Genomic DNA, 23,864 nt, shown 5'->3' with positions numbered 1-23,864 from the left:
CCTGCCAGGTGATCAGTTCGGCGGCATCAGCCAGGGCCTGCAGCCCGGTGAGGATCTTCTGCCAGACACCGGCACGCTGCCAGCGGCGGAACAGGGCGTACACCGCCTGCCAGGAGCCGTAGCACTCGGGTACGTCCCGCCAGGGTGCCCCGACCCGTACCCGCCACCGGATCCCGTCGATGAGCTGCCGCTTGGTCCACTTCGACGGCCGCCCTGGTCTGCTCGGCGCAGGCAGCAGCGGCTCCAGCCGCGCCCACTGCGCATCGGTCAGGTCGAACCGCCTCGTCACCGCTAAGGTGGCCAACGAGGTCTCCGGTGTTCAGGTTCTTCTTGGTCGATGAACCCTCTACCGGAGACCTCACTGCTTGTCCGGGCACGACACGCCGCCAGATAGCGGACTTCGAAACAGGCCCTAGCCGTACGAGCAGAAGGGGCGCCGTTCCTCCGGGAGCGGTGCCCCTTTGTTGCGCTATATCAGGATCCGGTGATCGGCGCTGCAACTTTCGATCAACATCCTGTAACAAATCAATGCCGCTGAGGGCTTGTCAAGCGCGGACCGGTGATGCACTGTGACACAAAGCAGCCTTTTCCGTGGAGGTGCCCATGTCGTTGAACCACTCACCGGAGACCCAGAACAAGCTGATCGCCCGCGTCCCGTCCATAACCGGGCGCGACCTCCCAGAGTGGTTCGAAGCCATCGACAACGGCCCGTCGTTCCTACGCTGTGAAGAGCGGGCCAACTGGCTCGCCGACGAGCACGGGCTGAGCCACGGCTACGCCGCCGCGATCGTCCTCGAGCACGAACGGCGCCGTCGCTTCTAGACCGGGGGCGCGGGAGGGGCAGTGACGTCCCGCGCACACCAGCAACAGCCGTCCCACGTTCTGTACGGAGACTTCCGTCTCGAGGCAGGACCGACGCGCCCGCACCGTCCCGGTGCGGGCGCATCATTGTTCTATGGATCTCGACAAGGCGCGTGAGTTCGTCAGGAGCAACCACCGAGCGGTCATGCTGACCCGCTATCCGGACGGGCGGCCGCAGACCTCCCCGGTGACCGTCGGCTGCGACAAGGACGGCTACATCGTGATCAGCAGCCGCGAGACGGCCGTCAAGACCCGCAACCTGCGGGAGAACCCCCAGGTCGTGCTCACCGTGATGACCGACGCCTTCTACGGCGAATGGATGCAGATCGAGGGCGTCGCCCACGTCGTCTCGCTGCCGGAGGCGATGGAGCACCTGGTGCAGTACTACCGCGACATCAGCGGCGAGCACCCGGACTGGGACGACTACCGCGACGCGATGATCCGGGACAAGCGGGTGATCATCCGGGTCGAGCCCACGCGCGCGGGCCCCGATTACCACGGCTGAGTTCACGCCGGCCCCGGCCCTGGGCGGGGCCGGCGTGGTTCCCTTCGCTCAGGACAGCCGCTCCAGGACCATCGCCATGCCCTGGCCGCCGCCGACGCACATCGTCTCCAGCCCGATCGACTTGTCGTGGAACCGGAGGCTGTTGACCAGCGTGGAGGTGATGCGGGCGCCGGTCATGCCGAAGGGGTGGCCCACCGCGATCGCGCCGCCGTTGACGTTGAGCCGCTCGATGTCGATGCCCAGCTCCTGGTAGGAGGGGATCACCTGGGCCGCGAACGCCTCGTTGATCTCGACCAGGTCGACGTCGCCGATCGACATGCCCGCGCGGGCGAGGGCCTGCCGCGACGCCTCGATCGGGCCCAGCCCCATGATCTCGGGGGACAGGCCGGTGACGCCGGTCGACACGATCCGGGCGAGCGGCGTGATGCCCAGCTCGGCGGCCTTGGTGTCGCTCATGACGACCACCGCGGCGGCGCCGTCGTTCAGCGGGCAGCAGTTGCCGGCCGTCACCGTGCCGTCCGGCCGGAAGACCGGCTTGAGCTGCGAGACCGCCTCGTACGTCGTGCCGGCCCTGGGGCCGTCGTCCTTGCTCACCACGGTGCCGTCGGGGAGCGTCACCGGGGTGATGTCGCTCTCCCAGAAGCCGTTGGCGATGGCCTTCTCGGCGAGGTTCTGCGAGCGCACGCCGAACTCGTCCTGCTCGCGCCGCGAGACGCCCTTCATGGCCGCGACGTTCTCGGCCGTCTGACCCATGGCGATGTAGACGTCCGGCAGCGCGCCGTCCTCTCGTGGGTCGTGCCACACCGGCGCACCACCCTTCGCGGTCTCCTCCGTTCGCGCCTTCGCCTCGCCGAACAGCGGGTTCTGCGCCTGGGGCATGTCGGAGCTGCCGTTCACGAAGCGGGAGACGGTCTCGACGCCCGCCGAGATGAACACGTCGCCCTCGCCCGCCTTGATGGCGTGGAACGCCATCCGGGTCGTCTGGAGAGAGGAGGAGCAGTAGCGGGTCACCGTGGTGCCCGGCACGTCGTCGAGCCCGAGCATCACCGCGACCACACGTCCCAGGTTGTGGCCCTGCTCGCCGCCGGGGAGCCCGCAGCCCAGCATGAGGTCGTCAACGTCGTTCGGGTCGAGCTGCGGCACCTTCGCCAGCGCTGCGCGGACCATCTGCACGGTCAGGTCGTCCGGGCGGATGTCCTTGAGTGACCCCTTGAAGGCGCGGCCGATCGGCGACCGCGCGGTCGCCACGATGACTGCCTCGGGCATGTGACTCTCCTGCCTGATCTCGTGCCCCTCCACTCAGGGTTCGGGGGGCCTCCTCCCCGGAGGTTACCCTTCGGTACGCCGCCCGCCACGCCCCGGGCCCCACTCACCAGAATTTTGTACTACTGCACAAGTCGGTCAATCAGCCGTACATGCCGGGGGTGGTGGCGGTGCCGTCGTTGACGGCGTGGAGGCCGCCCTTCTCGTCGCGCCACAGGCGCCAGCCGTTCTGGCTGCCGGTGAACCAGGAGGGCGGCGCGGAGGAGGAGTCCTTGCGCTTGCCCGTGGCCAGGTCGAACTCGCACAGCGCCGCGATCGAGTAGAACCCGGAGATCATGCCGCGCAGCGGCAGCGGCTTGGGGTCGGTCACGCAGAACGACCAGCCGGTCGCGCCGCTCACCGGGGTCGGTTCGCCGGTGCTGAGGTCGAAGACCGAGCCGGGCGCGTCGCGCTTGAGGAAGCCGAGCTTGTTCATCTCGGGCGGGAAGGCCAGCCACCAGCCCGACCCGGGGACCTGGGTGGGCGTGATCTGCCCCAGGACCCGTCCGGTCTCGGCGTCGAGCCGGGCGAACCCGCCGTACTGACCCTGCTCGTCGACGGGCCGGACCACCGGCGCGTACGCGGGGTTGCCGCTGGGGTAGACGCGGACGACGGACGGCCGCATCCAGTCGACGGCGCCGTCGGCGAGACGCGCGGAGAACAGGCCGAAGGTCGAGGCCTCCTTGGTCTCCGGGTTGGTGTACGGGGCGACGTACCCGATGATCTTGTCGCCTGTCGCGCCGAAGGCCCAGCCCCCGCTGAGGTCGACGTCGGGGCCGAGGGCCTGCTCGATCGGCAGCTGCCAGACGGTCTTGCCGTCCTTGAGCGCGCGGGCCTCCAGCACCGGGTGGGAGGCGAGCCTGAGCAGGACGACCCTGGACGCGTCGGACCACTCGACCTCCGCGATGCCGGCCAGGCGCCACTTCACGGCGCCGTTGCGAGGGTCGAGGACCACGACGCGGGCGGACGAGAGCGCGGTGTCCTCCGAGACGCAGACATACGGCCCGCAGCGCTGTGGCCCGAAGGTGGACCGCACGGGCCTGGTCCATTTCTGCTGCCCGGTGCGGGCGTCCCTGGCGACCAGTGCGGCGCCCTTGTGGCCGGCCGCGGCGGGGTCGAGCGCGATCACCACGGCCTGCCCGCCGCCGGTCTCCACGGTCGCCGGAGCCTGCACCCCCATGCCGGGGAGCCGGCCCGCCATCGTCGCGGGGTGCGCCCACAGCCTGCGGCCGGTGGCGAGGTCGAGGGCGACGGTCTCCAGGGAGCCGTCGGGCCGCATGGAGGTGGTGGCCGCGACGCCGCCTCCCGTGGTGGCCCGGCTGACCGCGTTCACCTGCGTGTTCTGCCAGGCCGGGTAGTCCTTGGCGGCCTCGTCGCCGCCGGAGCAGCCGGTGAGGGCGCCCCCGGTCAGCAGGGCGGTCGCGGCGAGCGCCAGAGCGGGTTTCACGTGGTTCAGCTGGGGCCGGATCATTTCGCTCCTACAGGGGGTGATGGCCCGGCCGCAGGAGGTAACCGGCTCTAGGCGTTCGGAAGCGGCCCGGGTCTCCGGCGGAGCAGCGCCGCCCACCGTCCATGGGGGCCGACCGCCCGGCCGGCGACACGGGTCGCCGTGACCTCGGTGCCGGGTTCCTCCACGGCCATTGCGGCCAAGAGGTATTGCGATCCTTCGACGCGCACGGGTTCCGGCTCGGGCCACAACCCCAACGCGGCGCATACAGACGGTAGCACTGCGTACGCGGCCTGTAGGTAACCTCGGGCAGATGGATGAAAACGATCAGGTCCGAACATCTCGGCCGGGTTCGCGTCGAACTCGGGTCCGAGCAGGTCGGCGAAGGCCACGGTGCGGCCGCCCGCCTCGACGACGGCGACCGTCTGGGCCGCGGCGAGCTGCCGCGACCAGCGCCGGGTGACCCATCGGAGCGGCTGCGCGATCGGGCGTACGGTGCCCAGGTCGGGGCAGGTCCCCACGACCACCTCCGCACCGGCCTCGCGCAGCCGGCGCACCGTCTTCTGCAGGTGCCGTACGGCCCGGGCCGGCAGGGTGGCCGTGGTCACGTCGTTGGCCCCCACGAAGACGATCGCGATCTCCGGCCGGGCCTCCAGGGCGCGGTCCACCTGGACGCCGAGGTCCATCGACGCCGCGCCCGACTGGCCGACCACGGTGAGGCGCACCGGGCGCTCGGCCACCGCCGCGAGCCCGTACGCGATGCGGACGGCCGGGGTGTCCTCGGGGCTGGTCATGCCGAGGCCGACGGAGAGGGAGTCGCCGAGGACGGCCATGCGGATCGGCTCCCCGGGGAAGGCGCCGTACACGCCGTCGGCCTGCGGGCCGTCGAGGCCGTGCGGCTGCCCCACGATGCGCCGGGCCACCATGGCCTCGGCCATCAGCAGGCCGTACGTGACCGCTCCCAGGGCCGTGAGCCCGCCTCCGCCCAGGGCGGCGGCGGTGGCGATGCGCCGCGCGGCGCGCACCGCGCCGGACGTCCAGACCACCCGCCCTCCTCACGCTCACGGTACGGTTTGAAGAAGAAACTAGCCGAGTTCCGGCCACCCCTACCGGAATCCCGGCTGACGGCAGGCTGACAAGCTTCGGCAAACAAGGTGGTCATCGCGGTGCGCGTACACGACTCGCTGGTGGAGCTGATGGGCAACACCCCGCTCGTCCGGCTGCGCAAGGTCACGGCGGGCGCGCCCCCCCCGGTCCTGGCGAAGGGGGAGTACTTCAACCCCGGCGGCTCGGTGAAGGACCGCATCGCGGTGCGGATGATCGAGGCGGCCGAGCGGAGCGGCGAGCTCAAGCCCGGCGGCACGATCGTCGAGCCGACCTCCGGCAACACCGGCGTGGGCCTGGCCATCGTGGCGCAGGAGAAGGGGTACCGCTGCCTGTTCGTCTGCCCGGACAAGGTCGCCCAGGACAAGATCAACGTGCTCCGGGCGTACGGCGCGGAGGTCGTCGTCTGCCCGACCGCCGTCTCGCCCGACCACCCCGACTCGTACTACTCGGTGTCCGACCGGCTGGCCCGCGAGATCCCGAACGCCTGGAAGCCCGACCAGTACTCCAACCCCGAGAACCCGGCGAGCCACTACCACTCCACCGGCCCGGAGATCTGGGAGCAGACCGAGGGCAGGATCACGCACTTCGTCGCCGGCATCGGCACCGGCGGGACGATCAGCGGCACCGGCAAGTACCTCAAGGAGGTCTCCGGCGGCCGGGTGAAGGTCATCGGCGCCGACCCCGTCGGTTCCGTCTACTCCGGCGGCAGCGGCCGTCCCTACCTGGTGGAGGGCGTGGGCGAGGACATCTGGCCCGCGACGTACGACACCACGATCTGCGACGAGATCATCGCGGTCTCCGACAAGGACTCGTTCGGCATGACCCGCAGGCTCGCCCGTGAGGAGGCGCTGCTCGTCGGCGGCTCGTGCGGCATGGCGGTGGTGGCGGCCGTACGGGTGGCCCAGGCGGCCGGGCCGGACGACGTCGTGGTCGTGCTGCTGCCGGACGGCGGCCGCGGCTACCTGTCGAAGATCTTCAACGACGAGTGGATGGCCGACTACGGCTTCCTCACCACGTCGAGCGAGGAGGGCCTGGTCGGCGACGTGCTGGGGCGCAAGACGCCGGGGCTGCCCGAGTTCGTCCACGTCCACCCGCACGAGTCCGTCGGCACCGCGATCTCGATCATGCGGGAGTACAACGTCTCCCAGCTTCCGGTCATGAAGGAGGAGCCGCCGGTCATGGCGGCCGAGGTCATCGGCTCGATCGTGGAGCGCGACCTGCTGGAGGGCCTCTACCGCGGCCGGGTGCGGTCCGAGGACGAGATCGGCGGCCACATGTCCGCCCCGCTGCCCATGATCGGGTCAGGTGAGCCGGTGGCCCGGGCCGTCGAGGCGCTGGAGAAGGCCGACGCCGCTGTGGTCCTCGACGACGGCAAGCCGGTGGGCATGGTCACCCGTCAGGACCTGCTGGCCTTCCTCGCCAATCACTAGGCCGGCGGCTGACGCGCCGCCCGCCGGGACCAGGCGGGCGGGGCGGCTACGCTCGACCCCATGAACCAAGGTTTCGAGACGCTGGCCATCCACGCGGGCCAGGAGGCGGACCCGCACACGGGTGCCGTCGTTCCTCCTATATACGCCGTGTCCACCTACAAGCAGGACGGCGTGGGCGGCCTGCGGGCGGGATACGAGTACAGCCGGTCGGCCAACCCGACCAGGACCGCCCTTGAGGAGGCGCTGGCCGCCGTGGAGGGCGGCGTGCGCGGGCTGGCCTTCGCGTCGGGCCTCGCCGCCGAGGACACGCTGCTGCGGACCGTCTGCAAGCCCGGCGACCACGTGGTGATCCCCGACGACGCGTACGGCGGCACCTACCGGCTGTTCTCCCGGGTGCTCCAGGAGTGGGGGGTCTCCTTCGACCCGGTGCCGCTCGGCGACCTGGACGCGGTGCGCGCCGCCGTACGGCCGTCCACCAAGGCGATCTGGGTGGAGACGCCCACGAACCCCCTGCTGAACGTCGCGGACATCGCCCCGCTGGCGGACGTCGCCCACGACGGGGGCGCGGTGCTCGTGGTGGACAACACCTTCGCCTCGCCATACCTGCAGCAGCCGCTCAGCCTGGGCGCGGACGTGGTGGTCCACTCGACGACCAAGTACGTCGGCGGCCACTCCGACGTGGTCGGCGGGGCGCTGGTGACGCGGTCGGCGGACCTCGGCGAGCGGCTGGCCTACCACCAGAACGCGATGGGCGCGGTGGCCGGGCCGTTCGACTCCTGGCTCACCCTGCGCGGCCTCAAGACGCTGGGCGTGCGCATGGACCGGCACTGCGACAACGCCGAGCGCGTGGTCGACCTGCTGCTGTCGCACCCGAAGGTCGTCCAGGTCCTCTACCCGGGCCTGCCCGAGCACCCGGGCCACGAGGTCGCGGCCAAGCAGATGCGGCGCTTCGGCGGGATGGTGTCGTTCCGCGTCGAGGGCGGCGAGGAGGCGGCCGTCGAGATCTGCAACCGCGCCAAGTTGTTCACGCTCGGGGAGTCGCTCGGCGGCGTCGAGTCGCTGATCGAGCACCCCGGCCGGATGACCCACGCGTCGGCCGCCGGGTCGCCGCTGGAGGTCCCCGCCGACCTGGTCCGCCTGTCGGTCGGCATCGAGACCGTCGACGACCTGCTGGCCGACCTCTCCGAGGCCCTCGGCTGACGGCCGGCCAACTGTCTGACACCCGCTCCGCGCCCTGCCTAACGCCCGCTCGGCGCCCTGCCTAATGTGCGCTCGGCGCCCTGTTCAATGTGCGCTCCGCGCCCTGCCTAATGTGCGCTCCGCGCCGGGGCCGTACGCTCCGGCGCGGAGGCGCGGCCGGGAGCCACCCACCGTTCGCACAGCAGGGCGGCGAGCGCCGCGGCGGTCAGGACGGCGCCCGCCACGGTCACGCTGCGAACCCCCGAGTGGTCGATGAGCGCGCCGCCGAGCAACGACCCGCCCGCGATGCCGACGTTGAAGGCCGAGCCGCTTCCGGCCGAGGCGATGTCGGTGCTGCCCGGGGCCACCTGCAGCGCGCGGCTCGCGATGGCCGCCGCCAGCGCGCTGAACGACATGCCCGTCACGCAGAGGGCCACCACCGCCACCGGGTGCAGGGCGCCGAAGACGTACAGGGCGAGCAGCGCGCACGTGATGAGGGCCAGCGGCCCCACGAGGGCGGCCCTGGGCCGGCTGTCGAGCAGCCGGCCGACCACGACGGTCCCCGCGACCCCGGAGATCCCGGACGCGAGGAGCAGCGGGCTGAGCGCGGCGGGGGCGAAGCCGCCGAAGTCCAGCAGGAACGGTGTGATGTAGGTGTACGCGGTGAGGTAGCCGCCCACGCCGATGACGGTGGCGACGATGAGCAGCGCGTAGCGGCGGGCGTCCGGGGTCGCGCCGCGGCCCGGTTCGTGGCCGTCGGAGCCTACGCGCGGCATCAGCGTCGCCACGGTGACGCACGTGACGAGGCCGACGGCGGCGGCCAGGGCGAACGCCATCCGCCAGCCGACCTGCTGGCCGAGCCAGGTGCCCGCGGGGACGCCGAGGACGGGTCCCAGCGAACTGCCGATCGACATCCGGGCGATCGCGCGCCCCCGGATCTCCGCGGGGAACATCGCCGCCGCGGCCGGGGTCGCGACCGACCAGAACAGCGCCTGGGTGGCCGCGACCAGCAGCCGCCCGCCCAGCAGCACCGGATAGTTCGGCGCCACGGCGGTCAGCAGCATCCCCGCGACGAACACGCCGAGCGTGACGGTGAGCAACCTGCGCCGCGGCACCCGCTGGGTCAGCCGGGTGAGCGGCAGCGACGCCAGCACCACGACCGCGGCGTACCCCGTGACCAGCAGGCCCGTCTCGGACGGCGATCGGTTCAGATCGGCCGCCATGACCGTGAGCAGCCCGATGGGGAGGACCTCGGCGGTGACGTAGGTGAAGGCCCCGACGGCGAGGGCGACCAGCGCCCACGCCGCCCGGCGTTGCGTCGTAAGGTGCACCCGCTCCTCTTTCCCCCGTTTCCGGCCAAAGACGTTCTACCGGACATTCAGGGAAAAGCGGGAATCTCTCTCAGGGATTGAAGAAGACCATCAGGAACAGGATGACGAGCCAGATCAGGGCGCTGATGCCGCCCAGTGCGGCGATCCGGCCGGTCTGCACCTTGGCGTCGTCCTCCGGCGACTCGCTGGACAGCGCCGCGATGGCCGTGCGCTGGTCTCGCTCGACGATGACCAGCAGGACCGCCGCGACGACGAACAGCGTCATCGACACCGACAGGTAGGGCGCGCCGAGCGCGCTGCGGCCCAGCAGCAGGCCGAACAGGAAGACCCCGATCGTGAGCAGGCCGAACAGCCGGGTCGCGCGGTGCAGATATCGCAGCACCGCGACCTCCCGGGCCCGGATGTAGCGCGGTGTGACGCTCGTGACCGCCGTGAGCGGACCGAGCGCGAAGATCGCGAACCCTATGTGCAGCCACAGCAGGAAATGGTCGAGAGGCGACATGGGCAGAGGCTATCGCCTGGGCTCGTCGGCCCGCAGTCGCCCGGACGCCCTGCACCGCGGGCGCGTCGGACGCCGGGGCGTCGAGGGACTACTTCCGGCGACGGGGGCGGTTGTGGACCGCCATCTCGTACAGCACTCCGGTGAGGATCATGAGAACGACGAGGCCGACCGCTGCGAACATGGGAGCGCTCCTTCCACCGGCATGTGGAACGACCAGCGCGAACAGGGGATGCCTGTCTATCGTCCGCCGATTGCAGCCCGGTCGGCAATCGATTATCGATCTCCCCGGTGTCGTCTCCCGGGTGACGGCCGCCGTCTCCCCGCCCGCGCCCGCTGCCCGTGCTTTCCGAGTGCCCGTGCTTTCCGAGTGTCCCGTGCTTGACGCGCCCCCGTGTCACGCCGATGCACCTAGCCATGCCCGCAGGACAGGCGGCGAACCGCCTCGCGACGTCCGGCAAGGCCGCGGCCGGGCCGCGACCATGGGCAGCGACCACGGGCAGCGTGCGGCCCGGCCCTCGTCAGCGGGTGCGGCGGGCGCGCAGGAAGTCGCTGACGACGTACTCGCCGAGGCGGTCGGCGCTGGCGGAGAAGACGCGGCCGCCGTTGCGCCGGGCGACCTCGTCCACGAACTCGCGCAGCCGGTCGTCGGCGGCCAGCATGAAGACGTTGATCGTCGCGCGCCGCCGGGTCATCTTGTCGACCTCTGCGAGCGTCAGCGTCAGCGTCTCCTGCGACGGCGGCCACTCGAAACGCGGCACGCCGTTGCGCATCAGGTGCGCCGTCGGCTCGCCGTCGGTCACCACCAGGACCACCGGCTCGAAGTCCGGGTGCCGGTCGAGGTGACGGCCCGCGATCAGCAGGGCGTGGTGCAGGTTGGTGCCCTGGACCATGTCCCATTCGAGCCCGGCCAGCTCGTCGGGCCGCAGCACCCGCGCGTAGTTCGAGAACCCGATGATCTGCACCGCGTCCTGCGGGAACTTCGAGGCCACCAGCGCCTGGAGGGCGAGCGCGGTCTGCTTGGCCGCCGCCCAGGTGCCGCGCAGGGCCATCGAGTAGGACAGGTCGACCAGCAGGCACACGGCCGCGGCCGAGCGCCGTTCGGTCTCCACGACCTCGAAGTCGTCCACCGACAGGCTCACCGGCGCGCCGCCGCCCCGCCGTACACCGTTGACGACGGTACGCACGACGTCGATGGGCTGCTCGTCGCCGAAGCGCCACGGACGGGTCGATCCGGTCGGCTCCCCGGCCGTGCCCGCGTCGCGCTGGTCGTGGTCGCCGCGGCGGCCCGAGTCGAGCGAGGCGAAGACCCGGCGCAGGGCGGTCTCCCCGAGCCGGCGTACGGCCTTGGGGGTGAGCTCCAGCTTGCCGCGGTTGCGCCGCAGGTAGCCCTGGGCCTCCAGCTCGCGCTCGACCTGCCGCAGGGCCTCCAGGTCGTCCACGGCCGAGCGGCCGAGCGCCCGGCGGATGGCGGCCTCGTCGATGTCGTCGAGCCGGGCGCCGGGGTAGTCCTGGCGCAGCGCGGTCTCCAGATCGCCGAGGTCGGCCAGCTCCTGCAGGGCCGTCACGGCGTCGCCCATGCCCATCGGCTGCTCGCCGGACACCCGTTCCGGGGCGCCCCAGGCGAGGTCGGGGCGGCGGGCGTAGAGGGCGTCGCCGAGCCGGCGCATCTGCTCGGCCAGGCCCGCCTGCTCCAGCGTGTGGTTCATCAGCCCGGCCAGCTCCTCGCGCTGCTCCGGGGTGAGCGAGGCGAGCAGCCGCTGCGCGGCGGCCGCGCGGCGGGCTAGCTGGTCGACCAGCTCGTCGAGGTTCCGCGGATTCTCGGGGAACATGTCCCCGTATTTCTGCATGAACTGGTCGAAGTCATCCTGGGTGTGCTCACCCCGGGCGTCGCGGTCCAGCATGTCGTTGAGGTCCGACATCATCTGCCTGACCCGCTCCATGGCGGCCGGGTCGGGGTTGGCCAGCGCGTCGCGCATGCCGCGGAACTGGCTGTCGAGGACCTCCCGGCGCAGCAGGTCGCGCAGCTCCTCGAACGTCTGCCGCGCGGCGGCCGACCGCCAGTCGTAGTCGGCCAGCTCCTGCACCGCCCGCGCCGTGTCCGAGGGCAGCGCGTCGAGCGCCGACTCGCGGAACCGGGCGTCGTCCGAGGGGTCGGGGAACAGCTCGGCCCGCTCCTGGCCGATCGCCTTGTCGAGCAGGGCGCGCGCGCGTTCCAGCGTGCCGTCGAGCCGGGTGTTGTCCCGCAGCTCGCGGCGGCGCCGCCGCACCTGGCGGAGCAGGTCGTCGAGGCCGCGGCGGTCGGGAGCGCCGGGAAGCCCGCGCCTGAGCAGGTCGCGCAGCGAGTCGAGCGGTGTCGAGCCGGACAGGATGGCGTCGCCCATCTCGTCCAGCGCCGAACGTACGTCGTAGGGCGGAGCCAGCGGATCCGGCCCGTCGTGGTACTCCCGGTAGAAGTAGCTCATGGCCGGGTCACGTCCGGTACACCGTCCCGCCGTCGGTCTCGTCCTTGGACAGCCTGCGCATCAGGTAGAGCCCCTCCAGCGTGAACTCCAGCGCCGCGGCGGCGTGGCCCGGCGACTCGTCGCCCTCGCCCATGCCGAGCCGCGCCATGATCTTCGACAGGCCCTCGACGCGGCCGATCCTGCGCAGCAGCTCGTGGGCCGCCACCAGCTCGCCCGACTCGACCTGCGCGCCCTCGCCGAACCTGTCGAGCAGCGGCGCGAGGTCGGCGCCGCCGAGCGAGGCGCGGAAGGTCTCGGCCGTCGCGCGGCGCAGCAGGTGGGCGAGCACGTCGATCTCCCGGCCCTCCTCGCTGACCTCGAACTCGACCTTGCCGCGCAGCGTGTGGACCACGCCGGGCAGGTCGCACACCCGTGTGACGGGCCGTTCCTCCCCGGTCAGCGCGGCCCGCCGTACGGCGGAGGCGGCGGCGGTCTCGGCGGCGGCGATCGAGAAACGGGCCGACACGCCCGAGCGGGAGTCGACGGCGGTGGACTCGCGGACCAGGCGGGTGAACCGGGCGATCACCTCCACCAGGTGGTCGGGCAGGTCGGCGCCGAGGGCGCCGAGGTCGGCCTCCTGGCGGATCAGGACCAGCTCGTCCTCGACCGTGCGGGGGTAGTGCGTGCGGATCTCCGCGCCGAAGCGGTCCTTCAGCGGGGTGATGATCCGGCCGCGGTTGGTGTAGTCCTCGGGGTTCGCGCTGGCGATCAGCAGGATGTCGAGGGGAAGGCGCAGGTTGTAGCCGCGGACCTGGATGTCGCGCTCCTCCAGCACGTTGAGCAGCGCCACTTGGATGCGCTCGGCCAGGTCGGGCAGCTCGTTGACGGAGAAGACGCCCCGGTTGGTCCTGGGGACCAAGCCGTAGTGGACCGTCTCGGGGTCGCCGAGCGTGCGGCCCTCGGCGATCTTGATGGGGTCGACGTCGCCGATCAGGTCGCCGACCGAGGTGTCCGGGGTGGCCAGCTTCTCGCCGTACCGGTCCTCGCGGTGCTTCCACGCGACCGGCAGGTCGTCGCCGTGGGCGGCGGCCAGCCGCCGGCACCGGACGCAGACCGGCGCGTACGGGTGGTCGTTGATCTCACAGCCCTCGACCACGGGCGACCACTCGTCGAGCAGGCCGGTGACGGTGCGGATCAGGCGGGTCTTGCCCTGGCCGCGCTCGCCGAGGAGCACGAGGTCGTGGCCGGCGATCAGCGCCCGCTCCAGATGGGGCAGGACGGTGTCGTCGAAGCCGACGATGCCGGGGAACCGGGTCTCGCCGGCCCGCAGCCGGGCCAGGAGGTTCTCCCTGATCTCGGCCTTGACCGTGCGGTATCGGTGTCCACTCTCGCGCAGTTCACGCAGAGTGCTGGGGGCAGGCGTGGGCGATTTGTGCACGGAGTCGAGCCTACGTCCCCATCAGACGATCCTGCAGCCCGGTTTGGGAGACACTGCCGGCCGCCCGGCCAATTGGCCGGGCGGCCCGTGCGTTGACCTCCTGTCAGTGGGGAGAATCGGCCCAAGGAAACAGTCGCGGAGGAAGAGAGGGCGAGACATGGCGGTATTGACGAGCCGCTTCGCCGACGGTCTCGCCGTGGGCGCGAACCTGGTGGAAGCGGCCGAGACGGCCGTACGCCAGGCGTTGGCCGGCCTGTCGGGTCCGCCAGACCTGGTGTGCTTCTTCATCTGCGGGGACGATCCCGACGACGTGGCCAGGGCGGGCCGGCGGGCGATGTCCGTCGCGTCCGGAGCCGACGTGATCGGTTGCAGCGCGACCGGCGTCATCGGGCACGGCCAGGGCGTGGAGCTGACCCCGGCCGTGAGCGCGTGGGCGGCCTCCCTCGGCGGCGCCAGGATCGACACCTTCGCCCTGGAGACGCTCAGGACGGAGGACAGGTTCGTGGTCGTGGGGCTGCCCGAGCGCGTCCCCGACGACCGGGCGGCGATCCTGCTCGCCGACCCCTACAGCTTCCCCACCGACGCGTTCATCGAGCACTCGCACGAGGTGCTGGGCAGCCTGCCGATCGTCGGCGGCCTGGCCAACGGGCTCAAGGGCCGTGGTTCCGTGCGGCTGTTCGCCAACGGAGAGGTCCACGACTCCGGCGCGATCGGAGTGATCATCGGCGGCGCGGTGAACATCGGCACGGTCGTGAGCCAGGGCTGCCGGCCCATCGGGCCGTCCATGGTCGTCACCCGGGCCGAGGACAACGTGCTGCTGGAGCTCGCCGGCCAGCCCGCCCTGGCCCGCCTGGAGGACATCGTCAGCGCCCTCGACGAGGAGGACCGCGACCTGGTGGCCGCCGGCTTACAGATCGGCATCGCCATGGACGAGTACGCCGAGCGCCACGAGCGCGGCGACTTCCTGATCCGCGGGGTCATCGGCATCGATCCCGAACGCGAGGCGGTGGCCGTCGGCGACGTGATCGAGATCGGCAGGACGGTGCGGTTCCAGGTCAGGGATGCCGAGGCCGCCGACGAGGACCTCTACGAACTGCTCGACGCCCATCTGCAGCAGCACTCCGGCCGGGTCGAGGGGGCCCTGCTGTTCTCCTGCAACGGCCGGGGCTCGGGCATGTTCGGCTCGGCCGACCACGACGCGCTCGCCGTACGCGAGACGCTGGGGCCCATCGGGGTGGCGGGGTTCTTCGCCGCGGGCGAGGTCGGGCCGGTCAGCGGGCACAACCACGTCCACGGCTTCACCGCGTCGCTGCTCGTCTTCTCCAGCGGCACCGGATTCTCCAGTGGCACGGGCCTGTCCACCGGTACGGGAGCGGGCGCGTGAGCGACCTCACGCTGGCCGTCGACATCGGCGGCACGAAGTTCGCGGCGGGCCTGGTGGAGCCGGACGGGCAGGTCGTGGCCGCCGAGCGGGTCGCCACCCCGCAGGGCGCCGACGCCGAGACGCTGTGGCGCACGCTGACCGCCCTGCTCGACCGGCTGGACGTGCCCGCCGCCCTCGCCGGCGTGGGCATCGGCTGCGGCGGCCCGATGACCTGGCCGGAGGGGGAGGTCTCGCCGCTGAACATGGGCGGCTGGCGCGGCTTCCCGCTGCGCGGGAGGCTGGCCGCGCGCTTTCCCGGCGTCCCTGTCCGCATCCACAACGACGCGATCTGCCTGGCCGTCGCCGAGCACTGGTGCGGCGCGGGGCGGGGGAGCGCGGCCATGCTGGGGATGGTCGTGTCGACCGGGGTCGGCGGCGGGCTGATCCTCGGCGGCAGGCTCATCGACGGTGGGACGGGCAACGCGGGTCACATCGGTCATGTCGTGGTCGATCCCGAGGGCCCGCCGTGCGGCTGCGGCGGCAACGGCTGCCTGGAGGCGATCGCCCGCGGCCCCGGCCTCGCCGCATGGGCGCTCGCCCAGGGCTGGTCTCCGGGCGATGCCGTCACCGAAGGGGACCTCTACCGGGACGCTCCCGGGGAGCTCTACCGGGAGGAGGGGACGGCCACCGCGCGCAGGCTGGCCGCCGACGCCGCGGCGGGCGACCCGATCGCGCTGGCCGCGATGGCCCGGGCCGGGCGCGCCCTGGGCGTTGCGATCGCCTCGGCCGTCAACCTGTGCGACCTCGACCTCGTGACCGTCGGCGGCGGGCTCAGCCAGGCGGGCGACCTGCTGTTCGGGCCCCTGGAGGAGGCATTGCGGGAGCACACCCGGATGGGGTTCGCCGGGCGGGTGCGGGTCGTGCCCGCCGCGCTCGGCCAGGACGCCGGTCTCGTCGGCGCCGCCGCCCTCGTGATCGCCGGAGACAGATACTGGTCGCCGGGCCTCTGAGGCGTGTCCCTCCCGGGAACCTGTGATGATTGGCGCATGGCTGTCCCACAGGTGACGTACGAGGACGTCGTCGCCGCGCGCGAGTTGCTGTCGGAAGTGGCGGCGCTGACGCCCGTCCTGCACTCACGGGTGCTGTCCGAGATCGTCGGCGGCTCGGTGCACCTCAAATGCGAGAACCTCCAGCGGGCCGGGTCGTTCAAGATTCGCGGGGCGTACGTGCGGGTCGCGCGCCTGAGCGAGGAGGAGCGGGCCAGGGGCGTGGTGGCGGCCAGCGCGGGCAACCACGCGCAGGGCGTGGCGCTGGGCTCGTCGCTGGTCGGGGCCAAGTCGACCGTCTACATGCCCGAGGGCGCGCCGCTGCCGAAGGTGGAGGCCACCCGGGCGTACGGCGCGGACGTGGTCTTCGCGGGGCACACGGTCGACGAGGCCCTTCAGGCGGCCAAGGAGCACGCCGACCGGACCGGCGCGGTGTTCATCCATCCGTTCGACCACCCCGACGTGGTCGCCGGGCAGGGTACGGTCGGCCTGGAGATCCTTGAGCAGCTTCCCGGCACGGCCACGATCGTGCTGCCGATCGGCGGCGGCGGTCTCGCTGCGGGGGTCGCGCTCGCGGTGAAGTCGCAGCGCCCGGGGATCAAGGTGGTGGGCGTGCAGGCCGAGCGGGCCGCGGCCTACCCCGACTCGCTGGCCGCGGGCCGTCCCGTCATGGTCGAGCCCACATCGACGATGGCGGACGGCATCGCGGTCGGGCGGCCGGGCGAGCTGCCGTTCGAGCTGATCCACTACCTGGTGGACAGCGTCGTGACGGTCTCGGAGGAGTCGCTGTCGCGGGCCCTGCTGCTGTGCCTCGAACGCTCGAAGCTGCTGGTGGAGCCGGCCGGGGTGGCGGGGGTCGCGGCGCTGCTCGACCAGCCGCACGCGTTCGAGCCGCCGGTGGTCGTCGTGCTGTCGGGCGGCAACATCGACCCGCTGCTGCTGGCCAGGGTGCTGCGGCACGGCCTGGCGGCGGCGGGCCGATACCTCGCCTTCCGCATCCGGCTGACCGACCGTCCCGGGGCGCTGGCCGCGCTGCTGGCCCGGCTGGCCGAACTCGGCGCCAACGTGCTCGACGTGGTGCACGAGCGGTTCGGCTCCCGGCTGCATCTGGAGGAGGCCGAGGTGCTGCTGCAGTTGGAGACCCGCGGCCCCGCGCACTGCGACGAGGTGCTGAGCGCCCTGCGGCGGGACGGCTACAAGCTGCTGTTCTCCTAGCCTCTCCCGAGCCGGCGGGGTCGTCCGGCGGTGTGGACCTCAGGTGATCGGGGCGGGACGCTTCGGCTGGAACAGCCAGGCGTCGAACAGCCCCTTGAGGTTCTTGCCGGACACGCGCTCGGCCAGCGCGATGAACTCCTGCGTCGTGACGTTGCCGTACCTGTGGGCGTCGGTCCACGCCCTGATCAGCGGGAAGAACTTGGCGTCACCGATCTCCCTGCGCAGGGCGTGCAGCGTCATCGCGCCGCGGTTGTAGACGGCCGCGCTGAACAGGTCGCCGGCGCGGGCCGCGCCCGGAGGGTAGGCCCAGATCGAGTCCGCCGCGTTCGCGTAGAAGCGCTTGAAGGCCGAATCGGCCGTGTACTGGCCGGTGTGCTCCGCCCACAGCCATTCGGCGTACGTCGCGAAGCCCTCGTTCAGCCACAGATCCCGCCAGCGCCCGATGCTCAGGCTGTCGCCGAACCACTGGTGCGCGAGCTCGTGTGCGATGATCGCGGGCTCGGGGGAGAAACCGCCGTAGATGGGCTTGGTCTGGTTCTCCAGCGCGTACCCCGCCGCGTAGTCGTCGATCACGCCGCCGGTCGAGGAGAAGGGGTAGGGCCCGAACACGGTCGACCAGTAGTCGGTGATCTTCCCCGTCTGCGTGAGGAGCTGGTCGAGCGAGCCGCGGAAGGAGTCGGCGACGGCGACGTAGATCGGCAGGCCCTTGTCGCTCGTGCCGGTGCGGACCTGGAACTTCCCGGTCGTCATGGTGGCGAGGTAGCTCGCCATCGGGTGCTTCTCCCGCCAGACGAAGGTCGTCTTGCCGCCCTTGGTCTGCGGCGTCCCCGTCATCTCGCCGTTGGCGATCGCGGTCAGCCCCTCGGGGACGGTGATCTGGAAGTCGTAGGTCGCCTTGTCCGACGGGTGGTCGTTCGACGGGAACCAGGTCTTCGCGCCGTTCGGCTCACATGTGACGAACGCACCGTCCGCGGTGGAGATGAAGCCGTACTCGCCGAGGTTGGCGGAGTCGCGCATCGGTTCGGGCACGCCGGAGTAGTCGACCGTGACCGCGAACCGGTCGCCGTTCGAGATCCGCTTGCCCGGCTCGATCACGAGCTCGTCCTGGCTGCGGGTGAACGAGGCCTCCCCGCCGTCCACCGTCACCCGGCTCACCGTGAGCCCGTGCAGGTCCAGGTCGAACGACGTGAGGTCCTGTGCGGCCTTCGCCTCGATCGTGGCGCTGCCCGTGAGCTTCCTGGACGACGGGTCGTACGACAGACGCAGGCCGTAGTGCTGGACGTCGTAGCCGCCGTTGCCGTCGCTGGGGAAGTCCGGGTCGCCGATGCCCGGGGCGCCGATGGTGCCCCTCGACGCGCCCGCGCCCGGCGATGCCGGGGCGACGGCCGCCTGGGACGGCGCGACCGCGCCCTCGGACGGCGCGCAGGCCGTTGTGGCCCCCACGGCCACGGCGCAGATCAGGGCGAGGACCGACCTGCCGGCCCGCCCGCCGGTCGGCGTGGCGGTCGGCGTCGTGGTCGGCGCTGGGCGCGGAGGAAGACGATGCGTGGACATATGTCTGGCAACTCTACGCGAGGCCGCGGTGTGGTCCGGGTAGTGACTCCGGACGTTTTCCCTGCTCGCAGGGGTCGCCGGGGGTCGCCGGGGGTCGCCGGGAGTCGCGGGGCGTCTCCGGGAGGGCGGGTCTCAGGCGTCCACGACGAGCGTCCGGGCCGCCTTGTCGTGCAGTGCCTGCCTCCTGCGGTCGAACAGGATCCACGCGAGGTTCACCAGCCCGAGGCAGCACAGCGAGCCCAGCACGATCTCCACCGCCTGCCGCACCGCGATCGGCCCGGGACCGGCCGGCTCCCCGGTCTCCCGCACGACGCGCATGCCGAACAATCTCTTGCCCATCGTCTGGCCGTTCCAGAACGACTGGAGCAGCCAGTAGTACAGGAACCCGATCACCCCGAGGAGAAGGCCGTTGCCGACCGGGACCCGCGCCACCGCCCCCGTCGTGCTGTCGTACACGACCCTCCAGTTGTCCCAGGTGAGCGGCGATGTGACGAGCCCGACGAGCACGGCGTCCACGATCCCGGCGAACAGGCGGCGCCAGCGGCCGGCGAGCCGCGGCGCCGTCTGCCCGAAGGGCGGGGGCGTCCAGGGAATCCTCGGTTCCTCGTACGGGCTTCCCGGAGGCGGCGGTGTTCCCATGGCTGAATGGTCACCCCGCCGCCCTTCGGGCAAAGCCGGGCGCGCGCAAAGGCTGGGGAGTGTCTGGCAAATCAAGCCTGCCGCGCGTGGCCCGGGCGGCGCCTCGCCGCGTTGGAGTCGCGACCCGAGGTCAGAGGGTGCCGCGGCGTTCCTGCTCGCGCTCGATGGCCTCGAAGAGCGCCTTGAAGTTGCCCTTGCCGAAGCCGAGGGACCCGTGACGCTCGATGAGCTCGAAGAAGACGGTCGGACGGTCCACCACCGGCTTGGTGAAGATCTGCAGAAGGTAGCCGTCCTCGTCGCGGTCCACGAGGATGCGGCGCTTCTTCAGCTCCTCGACCGGCACGCGGACCTCGCCGATGCGGGAGCGCAACTCCGGGTCGTCGTAGTAGGAGTCGGGCGTGTCGAGGAACTCGACCCCCGCCTCGCGCATGGCGTCGACCGTCGTGACGATGTCGTTGGTGGCCAGCGCGATGTGCTGCACGCCAGGGCCGCCGTAGAACTCCAGGAACTCCTCGATCTGGGACTTCTTCTTGCCCTCGGCGGGCTCGTTCAGCGGGAACTTGACCTTTCGGGTGCCGTCCGCGACGACCTTGGACATCAGCGCCGAGTATTCGGTGGCGATGTCGTCGCCGATGAACTCCGCCATCTTGGTGAAGCCCATGACCTTCTCATAGAACTCCACCCATTCCTCCATGCGCTCGACGTTGCCGACGCAGTGGTCGACCGCCTGGAAGAGCCGGCCGTTCTTCACCGCGGGCGGCGCGACGATGGGCTCGGCCGCGACGTATCCCGGCAGGTAGGGCCCGGTGTAGTTGGCGCGGTCGATCAGCGTGTGCCGGGTCTCGCCGTAGGTCGCGATGGCCGCGACCACGACCTTGCCGTGGTCGTCCTCGACCACGTGGGGCTCCTCCAGCCCCCGCGCCCCCTGCTCCAGCGCGTGGCGGTAGGCCGCCTCCACGTCCGGCACGTCCAGCGCGAGGTCGATCACGCCGTCGCCGTGCTCGGCCACGTGACGCGCGAGCGGTGTGCCCGCGCGTACGGCTCCGCGCAGCTCGAACCGGGCCGAGCCCGATACGAGGACGTACGCCACCTCGTCGCGACTGCCCGTCTCCGGCCCCCGGTAGGCCACCAGGCGCATCCCGAAGGCGGTCGAGTAGTAGTGGGCGGCCTGCTTCGCGTTGCCGACCGCGAAGACCACCGCGTCCATGCCGTGAACCGGAAAGACATCGTTCATACGCCAACTGTCCGTTGGCGTGGCCAATTTGCGCAACAGTGAGTTGATTCGGTGGACAATATGCTCAGTCTTCGCCTCGTACAAGGGGAAATCGTTATGACGATTGACCATCTCGACGCCCGGCTCGTCGCACTGCTGGCCACCGAGCCCAGGATCGGCGTGCTCGAGTGCTCCCGCAGGCTGAACGTCGCCCGGGGGACGGTGCAGGCCCGGCTCGACCGGATGGCCGAGAAGGGGGTCATCACCGGCTACGGCCCGGACATCGATCCGGCCGCGCTCGGCTTCGACGTGACGGCGTTCGTGACGTTGCACATCAGGCAGGTCGCGGGGCACGTGCCGGTGGCCGACCAGCTCGCGCTCATCCCCGAGGTCCTGGAGGTCCACACGATCACCGGCGGGGGAGACATGCTCTGCCGCGTGGTCGCCCGCAGCAACGCCGACCTCCAGCGCGTCATCGACCTGATCGTGGACGTGCAGGGCGTCGTGAGGACCGAATCGGTGATCGCGCTCGACACGCCGGTGCCGTACCGGACCCTTCCGCTCGTCCGCGCGGCAGGGGGCTGACGCGGTTTTCCCCAGGGGCCTTTGCCTGAGGCAGGCTTTTCCACAGACGTCGCGGGAAGTGCCGGACCATCGATGGCCATCGTTTACCGTGGTTCCATCCGCCCAGCTCAGAGGGCACAAGTGGGCGTAGCGGGGGTATCGGACTTATCGGGGGTCACAGCGTGGACAGCGCCGAGGAGGGCCCGATCGGGGAGGGCGCCGCGGATCCGCGGGCGTCACTCGGCGGCCCGGACGGGGGAGGAGGCGGCGGGGACGGCGGTGCGCCGGAGCCTCGCCGGCGAAGACGGCTGCCGCGTGTCCTCCTCGCGAGCCTGGCCACCGGGATCGTCGGGCTCGGGGTGTTCCTCGCCGTGGTGTGGGCGCTGACCCCCATCCCGGACAGCACCCAGGAGCTGGCGACGGCCCAGGGCTCGGTGATCTACTACCGGGACGGCAGGACGGTTCTCGCGACCGAAGGCGTCAACCGCAAGAACGTGCCGCTCACGCAGGTCCCCCAGGTCGTCAGGAGCGCGGTCATCGCGGCGGAGAACCGGACGTTCTATCAGGACCAGGGCGTCTCCCTGTCCGGTACGGCCCGCGCCGTGTGGTCGACGGTCACCGGTCGCCAGCTCCAGGGCGGCTCGACGATCACTCAGCAGATGGTCCGCAACTACTACAGCGGCCTGGGTCAGGAACGCTCCATCGGGCGCAAGCTCAAGGAGATCATGATCGCGCTGAAGGTGGATCGTTCCAAGCCGAAGGACTGGGTGCTGGAGCGCTACCTCAACACCATCTACTTCGGCCGGGGGGCTTACGGCATCCAGGCCGCCGCGCGGGCCTACTTCGACAAGGACGTGCAGAACCTGACGGCGGCCGAGGGCGCCTACCTCGCCGCCGTGATCCAGCAGCCCACCCGTTTCGCCAACCCGGCAGGGGTCGCGCTCGACGCGGTGAAGGCCAGGTGGACGTCGGTGATCAAGGGCATGCGCGAGATCGGCGCGATCACCCGTGAAGAGGCCGGCGCCCAGGTGTTCCCCACACTCGCCAGGCAGCGGGCGCCGCTGTCCCTCGGCGGCCAGAACGGCTACATGCTGGCGCAGGTGCGCGCGGAGCTGAACCGGCTCGGCTACACCGACGAGGACATCAACCACGGCGGCCTGAAGGTCACCACGACGTTCGACAAGAAGCTGATGGCGCAGGCCCAGCAGGCGGTCAAGTCGGTCCTGCCGGACGACACCCCCAAGAAGGTCCGCACCGGCCTGGCGGCCGTCGATCCCGCGACCGGCGAGGTCGTCGCCTTCTACGGCGGTCGTTACGAGACGAACCAGTACGACAACGCCTTCTCCGCCAAGGTCCAGGCCGGCTCGACCTTCAAGCCCTACACGCTGGCCGCCGCGCTCGAGGCCGGATACGGGCTCGACACGCTGGTCTACGGCAACTCCCCCATCCGCATCGGCTCCGCCGACATCCCCAACTCCGGGGGCAAGTCGTACGGGCAGGCGATCACTCTGCTCCAGGCGACGCAGTTCTCGGTCAACACCGCCTTCGTGGACCTGGGGCAGCGCATCGGCCTCGACAAGGTCGTCGCCGCGGCGCGGGCCGCCGGGATCCCCGCGGCGCAGCTCGCCCCCCACCAGAGCGCCGCCACGTTGCCCCTCGGCGTGGCGTCGGTGAGCGCCGTGCAGCAGGCCTCCGGCTTCGCCACCTTCGCCGCCGGGGGCATCCATCATGAGCCTCATGTGATCCGTGCGGTCACCGACAGCACCGGACTCACCCGGAAGTTCGCCCCACCCGGCACCCGCGCCTTCGGCGAGAACACCGCCGCCGACACGACGTACGCGCTGGAGCAGGTGGTGCGCAGCGGCACGGGCACGGCCGCGCGGCTGTGGGACCGCCCGGTGGCGGGCAAGACCGGCACCACCGACGAGTCGGCGGCCGTCTGGTTCTCCGGCTACGTCCCCCAGCTGGCCGTCGCGGTCGACATGTTCCGCGACGACAACAAGCCGGTGACCGTCCCCGGTTACGGCGAGTTGTACGGCGGCACGCTGCCCGCCGAGATCTGGAGGACCTTCATGAGCACCGCCATGGAGGACAAGCCGGTGCGGGAGTTCCCCGACCCGGTCACGTGGAACCCCTACTACTGGGACACCTACGGCATGGCCATGCCCCAGCAGAGTGGGGCTCCCACGGCGTATCCGTCGGGGCCCGCCGCGTCGCCGATGCCGTACGGGACGGGTGACGGGGTGACGGCGCCCGGCACCGGCGCGCCTGGCGCGCCCGGTGTGCCCGGCCCGCCCACAGGGGCGGACGAGGAGCAGCAGGGCGCGACCGGTCAGGACGGCGAGGCCGGCCCGAGAGGCGGCGCGAACGGCATCAGTGGTGCGACCGGCCCGAACGGCCCGACCGGCACGGGCCGTTCCCGCGATACGGGTGCCGCGGACCCCGCCACCCGCGCCGCCCCCGAGACGGGGACCACCAGGTCCGACGCGGGCGCCACCGGTACGGGCGCCAGGCGGACCGGCCAGACCGACCCGGGCGCCAGGCGGACGGGCCAGAACGGCCAGAACGGCCAAAATAGTCAGAACGGGCAGGGCGGCCAGAACGGGCAGGGGGGCCAGGGTGGTCAGACCGGCCCGGTCGCGCAGATCCCCGGACCGCAGCTCCCGGTCGCCCAGGTTCCCGCCCGCTGACGGCCCCAGCCGGGCACTCCGGCGGCGGGCGACCGGG

At 71.6% G+C, this 23,864-nt stretch carries 20 protein-coding genes; 9 read left to right on the top strand and 11 right to left on the bottom strand.

Translation table 11 applies throughout. The annotated features are described in order from the left end of the window. Nucleotides 1-304, bottom strand: a 304-nt coding sequence (locus FLW16_RS34070; RefSeq protein WP_142564444.1) for a transposase, incomplete at its 3' end; no start/stop codon positions are given. A 299-nt stretch (nucleotides 305-603) separates the two neighbouring features. Between FLW16_RS34070 and FLW16_RS34065 the strand changes: the two genes are divergently transcribed. Both FLW16_RS34065 and FLW16_RS34060 read left to right on the top strand, forming a co-directional pair. Next, the gene (locus FLW16_RS34065) at nucleotides 604-822 is read left to right on the top strand and encodes a DUF4287 domain-containing protein (RefSeq protein ID WP_079315686.1); all 219 of its coding nucleotides are present in this window, start codon (nucleotides 604-606) and stop codon (nucleotides 820-822) included. A 133-nt stretch (nucleotides 823-955) separates the two neighbouring features. Further along, a complete protein-coding gene (locus FLW16_RS34060) occupies nucleotides 956-1,366 on the top strand; it encodes a PPOX class F420-dependent oxidoreductase (protein WP_142564442.1) in 411 nt (136 codons plus the stop codon). Nucleotides 1,367-1,414: 48 nt separating this feature from the next. On the opposite strand, the gene FLW16_RS34055 is transcribed toward FLW16_RS34060, so the two are convergent. From FLW16_RS34055 to FLW16_RS34045, 3 genes are all read right to left on the bottom strand, one after another. Then, nucleotides 1,415-2,632 carry an acetyl-CoA C-acetyltransferase gene (locus FLW16_RS34055; protein WP_142564440.1) on the bottom strand — a complete coding sequence of 406 codons (1,218 nt, stop codon included), beginning with the start codon at nucleotides 2,630-2,632 and terminating at the stop codon, nucleotides 1,415-1,417. 139 nt (nucleotides 2,633-2,771) lie between these two features. After that, nucleotides 2,772-4,139, bottom strand: coding sequence for a PQQ-binding-like beta-propeller repeat protein (locus FLW16_RS34050; RefSeq protein ID WP_142564439.1), 1,368 nt, complete (start codon nucleotides 4,137-4,139; stop codon nucleotides 2,772-2,774). A gap of 47 nt (nucleotides 4,140-4,186) precedes the next feature. Further along, nucleotides 4,187-5,161, bottom strand: coding sequence for an SGNH/GDSL hydrolase family protein (locus FLW16_RS34045; protein WP_142564436.1), 975 nt, complete (start codon nucleotides 5,159-5,161; stop codon nucleotides 4,187-4,189). 120 nt (nucleotides 5,162-5,281) lie between these two features. Here FLW16_RS34045 and FLW16_RS34040 point away from each other — a divergent pair, with 120 nt between their 5' ends. Together FLW16_RS34040 and FLW16_RS34035 are read left to right on the top strand one after the other, a co-directional pair. After that, nucleotides 5,282-6,652: a cystathionine beta-synthase gene (locus FLW16_RS34040; protein ID WP_142564435.1), complete on the top strand. Its 1,371-nt coding sequence runs from the start codon at nucleotides 5,282-5,284 to the stop codon at nucleotides 6,650-6,652. A gap of 60 nt (nucleotides 6,653-6,712) precedes the next feature. Beyond that, nucleotides 6,713-7,852: a cystathionine gamma-synthase gene (locus FLW16_RS34035; RefSeq protein WP_142564433.1), complete on the top strand. Its 1,140-nt coding sequence runs from the start codon at nucleotides 6,713-6,715 to the stop codon at nucleotides 7,850-7,852. A 107-nt stretch (nucleotides 7,853-7,959) separates the two neighbouring features. On the opposite strand, the gene FLW16_RS34030 is transcribed toward FLW16_RS34035, so the two are convergent. From FLW16_RS34030 to FLW16_RS34015, 4 genes are all read right to left on the bottom strand, one after another. Further along, entirely contained in the window at nucleotides 7,960-9,162 is a 1,203-nt protein-coding gene (locus FLW16_RS34030; protein WP_142564431.1) for an MFS transporter, read from the bottom strand. Between the two features lie 70 nt (nucleotides 9,163-9,232). Then, complete coding sequence (locus tag FLW16_RS34025; protein WP_139577323.1) at nucleotides 9,233-9,664, bottom strand: hypothetical protein; 432 nt, start codon at nucleotides 9,662-9,664, stop codon at nucleotides 9,233-9,235. 518 nt (nucleotides 9,665-10,182) lie between these two features. Continuing rightward, complete coding sequence (locus FLW16_RS34020; protein WP_142564429.1) at nucleotides 10,183-12,126, bottom strand: VWA domain-containing protein; 1,944 nt, start codon at nucleotides 12,124-12,126, stop codon at nucleotides 10,183-10,185. A 7-nt stretch (nucleotides 12,127-12,133) separates the two neighbouring features. Beyond that, on the bottom strand, nucleotides 12,134-13,543 hold the full coding sequence (locus tag FLW16_RS34015) for a sigma 54-interacting transcriptional regulator (RefSeq protein WP_142564427.1): 1,410 nt from the start codon (nucleotides 13,541-13,543) through the stop codon (nucleotides 12,134-12,136). 157 nt (nucleotides 13,544-13,700) lie between these two features. Between FLW16_RS34015 and FLW16_RS34010 the strand changes: the two genes are divergently transcribed. The 3 genes from FLW16_RS34010 to ilvA are packed head-to-tail and all read left to right on the top strand — an operon-like array spanning nucleotide 13,701 to nucleotide 17,167. Further along, nucleotides 13,701-14,927, top strand: coding sequence for an FIST N-terminal domain-containing protein (locus tag FLW16_RS34010; RefSeq protein WP_142564425.1), 1,227 nt, complete (start codon nucleotides 13,701-13,703; stop codon nucleotides 14,925-14,927). After that, entirely contained in the window at nucleotides 14,924-15,916 is a 993-nt protein-coding gene (locus tag FLW16_RS34005) for an ROK family protein (RefSeq protein WP_142564423.1), read from the top strand. The genes FLW16_RS34010 and FLW16_RS34005 overlap by 4 nt, the downstream gene beginning before the upstream one ends. A 36-nt stretch (nucleotides 15,917-15,952) precedes the next feature. Further along, on the top strand, nucleotides 15,953-17,167 hold the full coding sequence (gene ilvA, locus FLW16_RS34000) for a threonine ammonia-lyase (protein ID WP_142564421.1): 1,215 nt from the start codon (nucleotides 15,953-15,955) through the stop codon (nucleotides 17,165-17,167). Between the two features lie 39 nt (nucleotides 17,168-17,206). On the opposite strand, the gene FLW16_RS33995 is transcribed toward ilvA, so the two are convergent. The 3 genes from FLW16_RS33995 to hppD form a co-directional block, all read right to left on the bottom strand. Beyond that, entirely contained in the window at nucleotides 17,207-18,721 is a 1,515-nt protein-coding gene (locus FLW16_RS33995; RefSeq protein ID WP_142564419.1) for a M1 family metallopeptidase, read from the bottom strand. Nucleotides 18,722-18,853: 132 nt separating this feature from the next. Then, a complete protein-coding gene (locus FLW16_RS33990) occupies nucleotides 18,854-19,360 on the bottom strand; it encodes an RDD family protein (protein WP_142564418.1) in 507 nt (168 codons plus the stop codon). A gap of 130 nt (nucleotides 19,361-19,490) precedes the next feature. Continuing rightward, nucleotides 19,491-20,594, bottom strand: coding sequence for a 4-hydroxyphenylpyruvate dioxygenase (gene hppD, locus FLW16_RS33985; protein WP_142564416.1), 1,104 nt, complete (start codon nucleotides 20,592-20,594; stop codon nucleotides 19,491-19,493). Nucleotides 20,595-20,690: 96 nt separating this feature from the next. Here hppD and FLW16_RS33980 point away from each other — a divergent pair, with 96 nt between their 5' ends. Beyond that, on the top strand, nucleotides 20,691-21,158 hold the full coding sequence (locus FLW16_RS33980) for an Lrp/AsnC family transcriptional regulator (protein WP_142564414.1): 468 nt from the start codon (nucleotides 20,691-20,693) through the stop codon (nucleotides 21,156-21,158). 161 nt (nucleotides 21,159-21,319) lie between these two features. After that, nucleotides 21,320-23,827: a transglycosylase domain-containing protein gene (locus FLW16_RS33975; RefSeq protein WP_260615871.1), complete on the top strand. Its 2,508-nt coding sequence runs from the start codon at nucleotides 21,320-21,322 to the stop codon at nucleotides 23,825-23,827. Nucleotides 23,828-23,864: the final 37 nt, after the last annotated feature.

Origin of the sequence: Microbispora sp. KK1-11, assembly GCF_006874435.1 — a bacterium.
In the GTDB taxonomy this organism is placed as follows: Bacteria; Actinomycetota; Actinomycetes; order Streptosporangiales; family Streptosporangiaceae; genus Microbispora; species Microbispora catharanthi.
The sequence above is the reverse complement of the archived record's forward strand: the minus strand, read 5'-3'. Positions and strand labels throughout refer to the sequence as shown.

Excerpts from the sequence above, each read along its gene's own strand:
- FLW16_RS34065 (WP_079315686.1), top strand. The coding sequence starts at position 604 with ATGTCGTTGAACCACTCACCGGAGACCCAGAACAAGCTGATCGCCCGC.
- FLW16_RS34060 (WP_142564442.1), top strand. The coding sequence starts at position 956 with ATGGATCTCGACAAGGCGCGTGAGTTCGTCAGGAGCAACCACCGAGCG.
- FLW16_RS34055 (WP_142564440.1), bottom strand. The coding sequence starts at position 2,632 with ATGCCCGAGGCAGTCATCGTGGCGACCGCGCGGTCGCCGATCGGCCGC.
- FLW16_RS34050 (WP_142564439.1), bottom strand. The coding sequence starts at position 4,139 with ATGATCCGGCCCCAGCTGAACCACGTGAAACCCGCTCTGGCGCTCGCC.
- FLW16_RS34035 (WP_142564433.1), top strand. The coding sequence starts at position 6,713 with ATGAACCAAGGTTTCGAGACGCTGGCCATCCACGCGGGCCAGGAGGCG.
- FLW16_RS34025 (WP_139577323.1), bottom strand. The coding sequence starts at position 9,664 with ATGTCGCCTCTCGACCATTTCCTGCTGTGGCTGCACATAGGGTTCGCG.
- FLW16_RS34020 (WP_142564429.1), bottom strand. The coding sequence starts at position 12,126 with ATGAGCTACTTCTACCGGGAGTACCACGACGGGCCGGATCCGCTGGCT.
- FLW16_RS34010 (WP_142564425.1), top strand. The coding sequence starts at position 13,701 with ATGGCGGTATTGACGAGCCGCTTCGCCGACGGTCTCGCCGTGGGCGCG.
- ilvA (WP_142564421.1), top strand. The coding sequence starts at position 15,953 with ATGGCTGTCCCACAGGTGACGTACGAGGACGTCGTCGCCGCGCGCGAG.
- FLW16_RS33995 (WP_142564419.1), bottom strand. The coding sequence starts at position 18,721 with ATGTCCACGCATCGTCTTCCTCCGCGCCCAGCGCCGACCACGACGCCG.
- FLW16_RS33990 (WP_142564418.1), bottom strand. The coding sequence starts at position 19,360 with ATGGGAACACCGCCGCCTCCGGGAAGCCCGTACGAGGAACCGAGGATT.
- hppD (WP_142564416.1), bottom strand. The coding sequence starts at position 20,594 with ATGAACGATGTCTTTCCGGTTCACGGCATGGACGCGGTGGTCTTCGCG.
- FLW16_RS33980 (WP_142564414.1), top strand. The coding sequence starts at position 20,691 with ATGACGATTGACCATCTCGACGCCCGGCTCGTCGCACTGCTGGCCACC.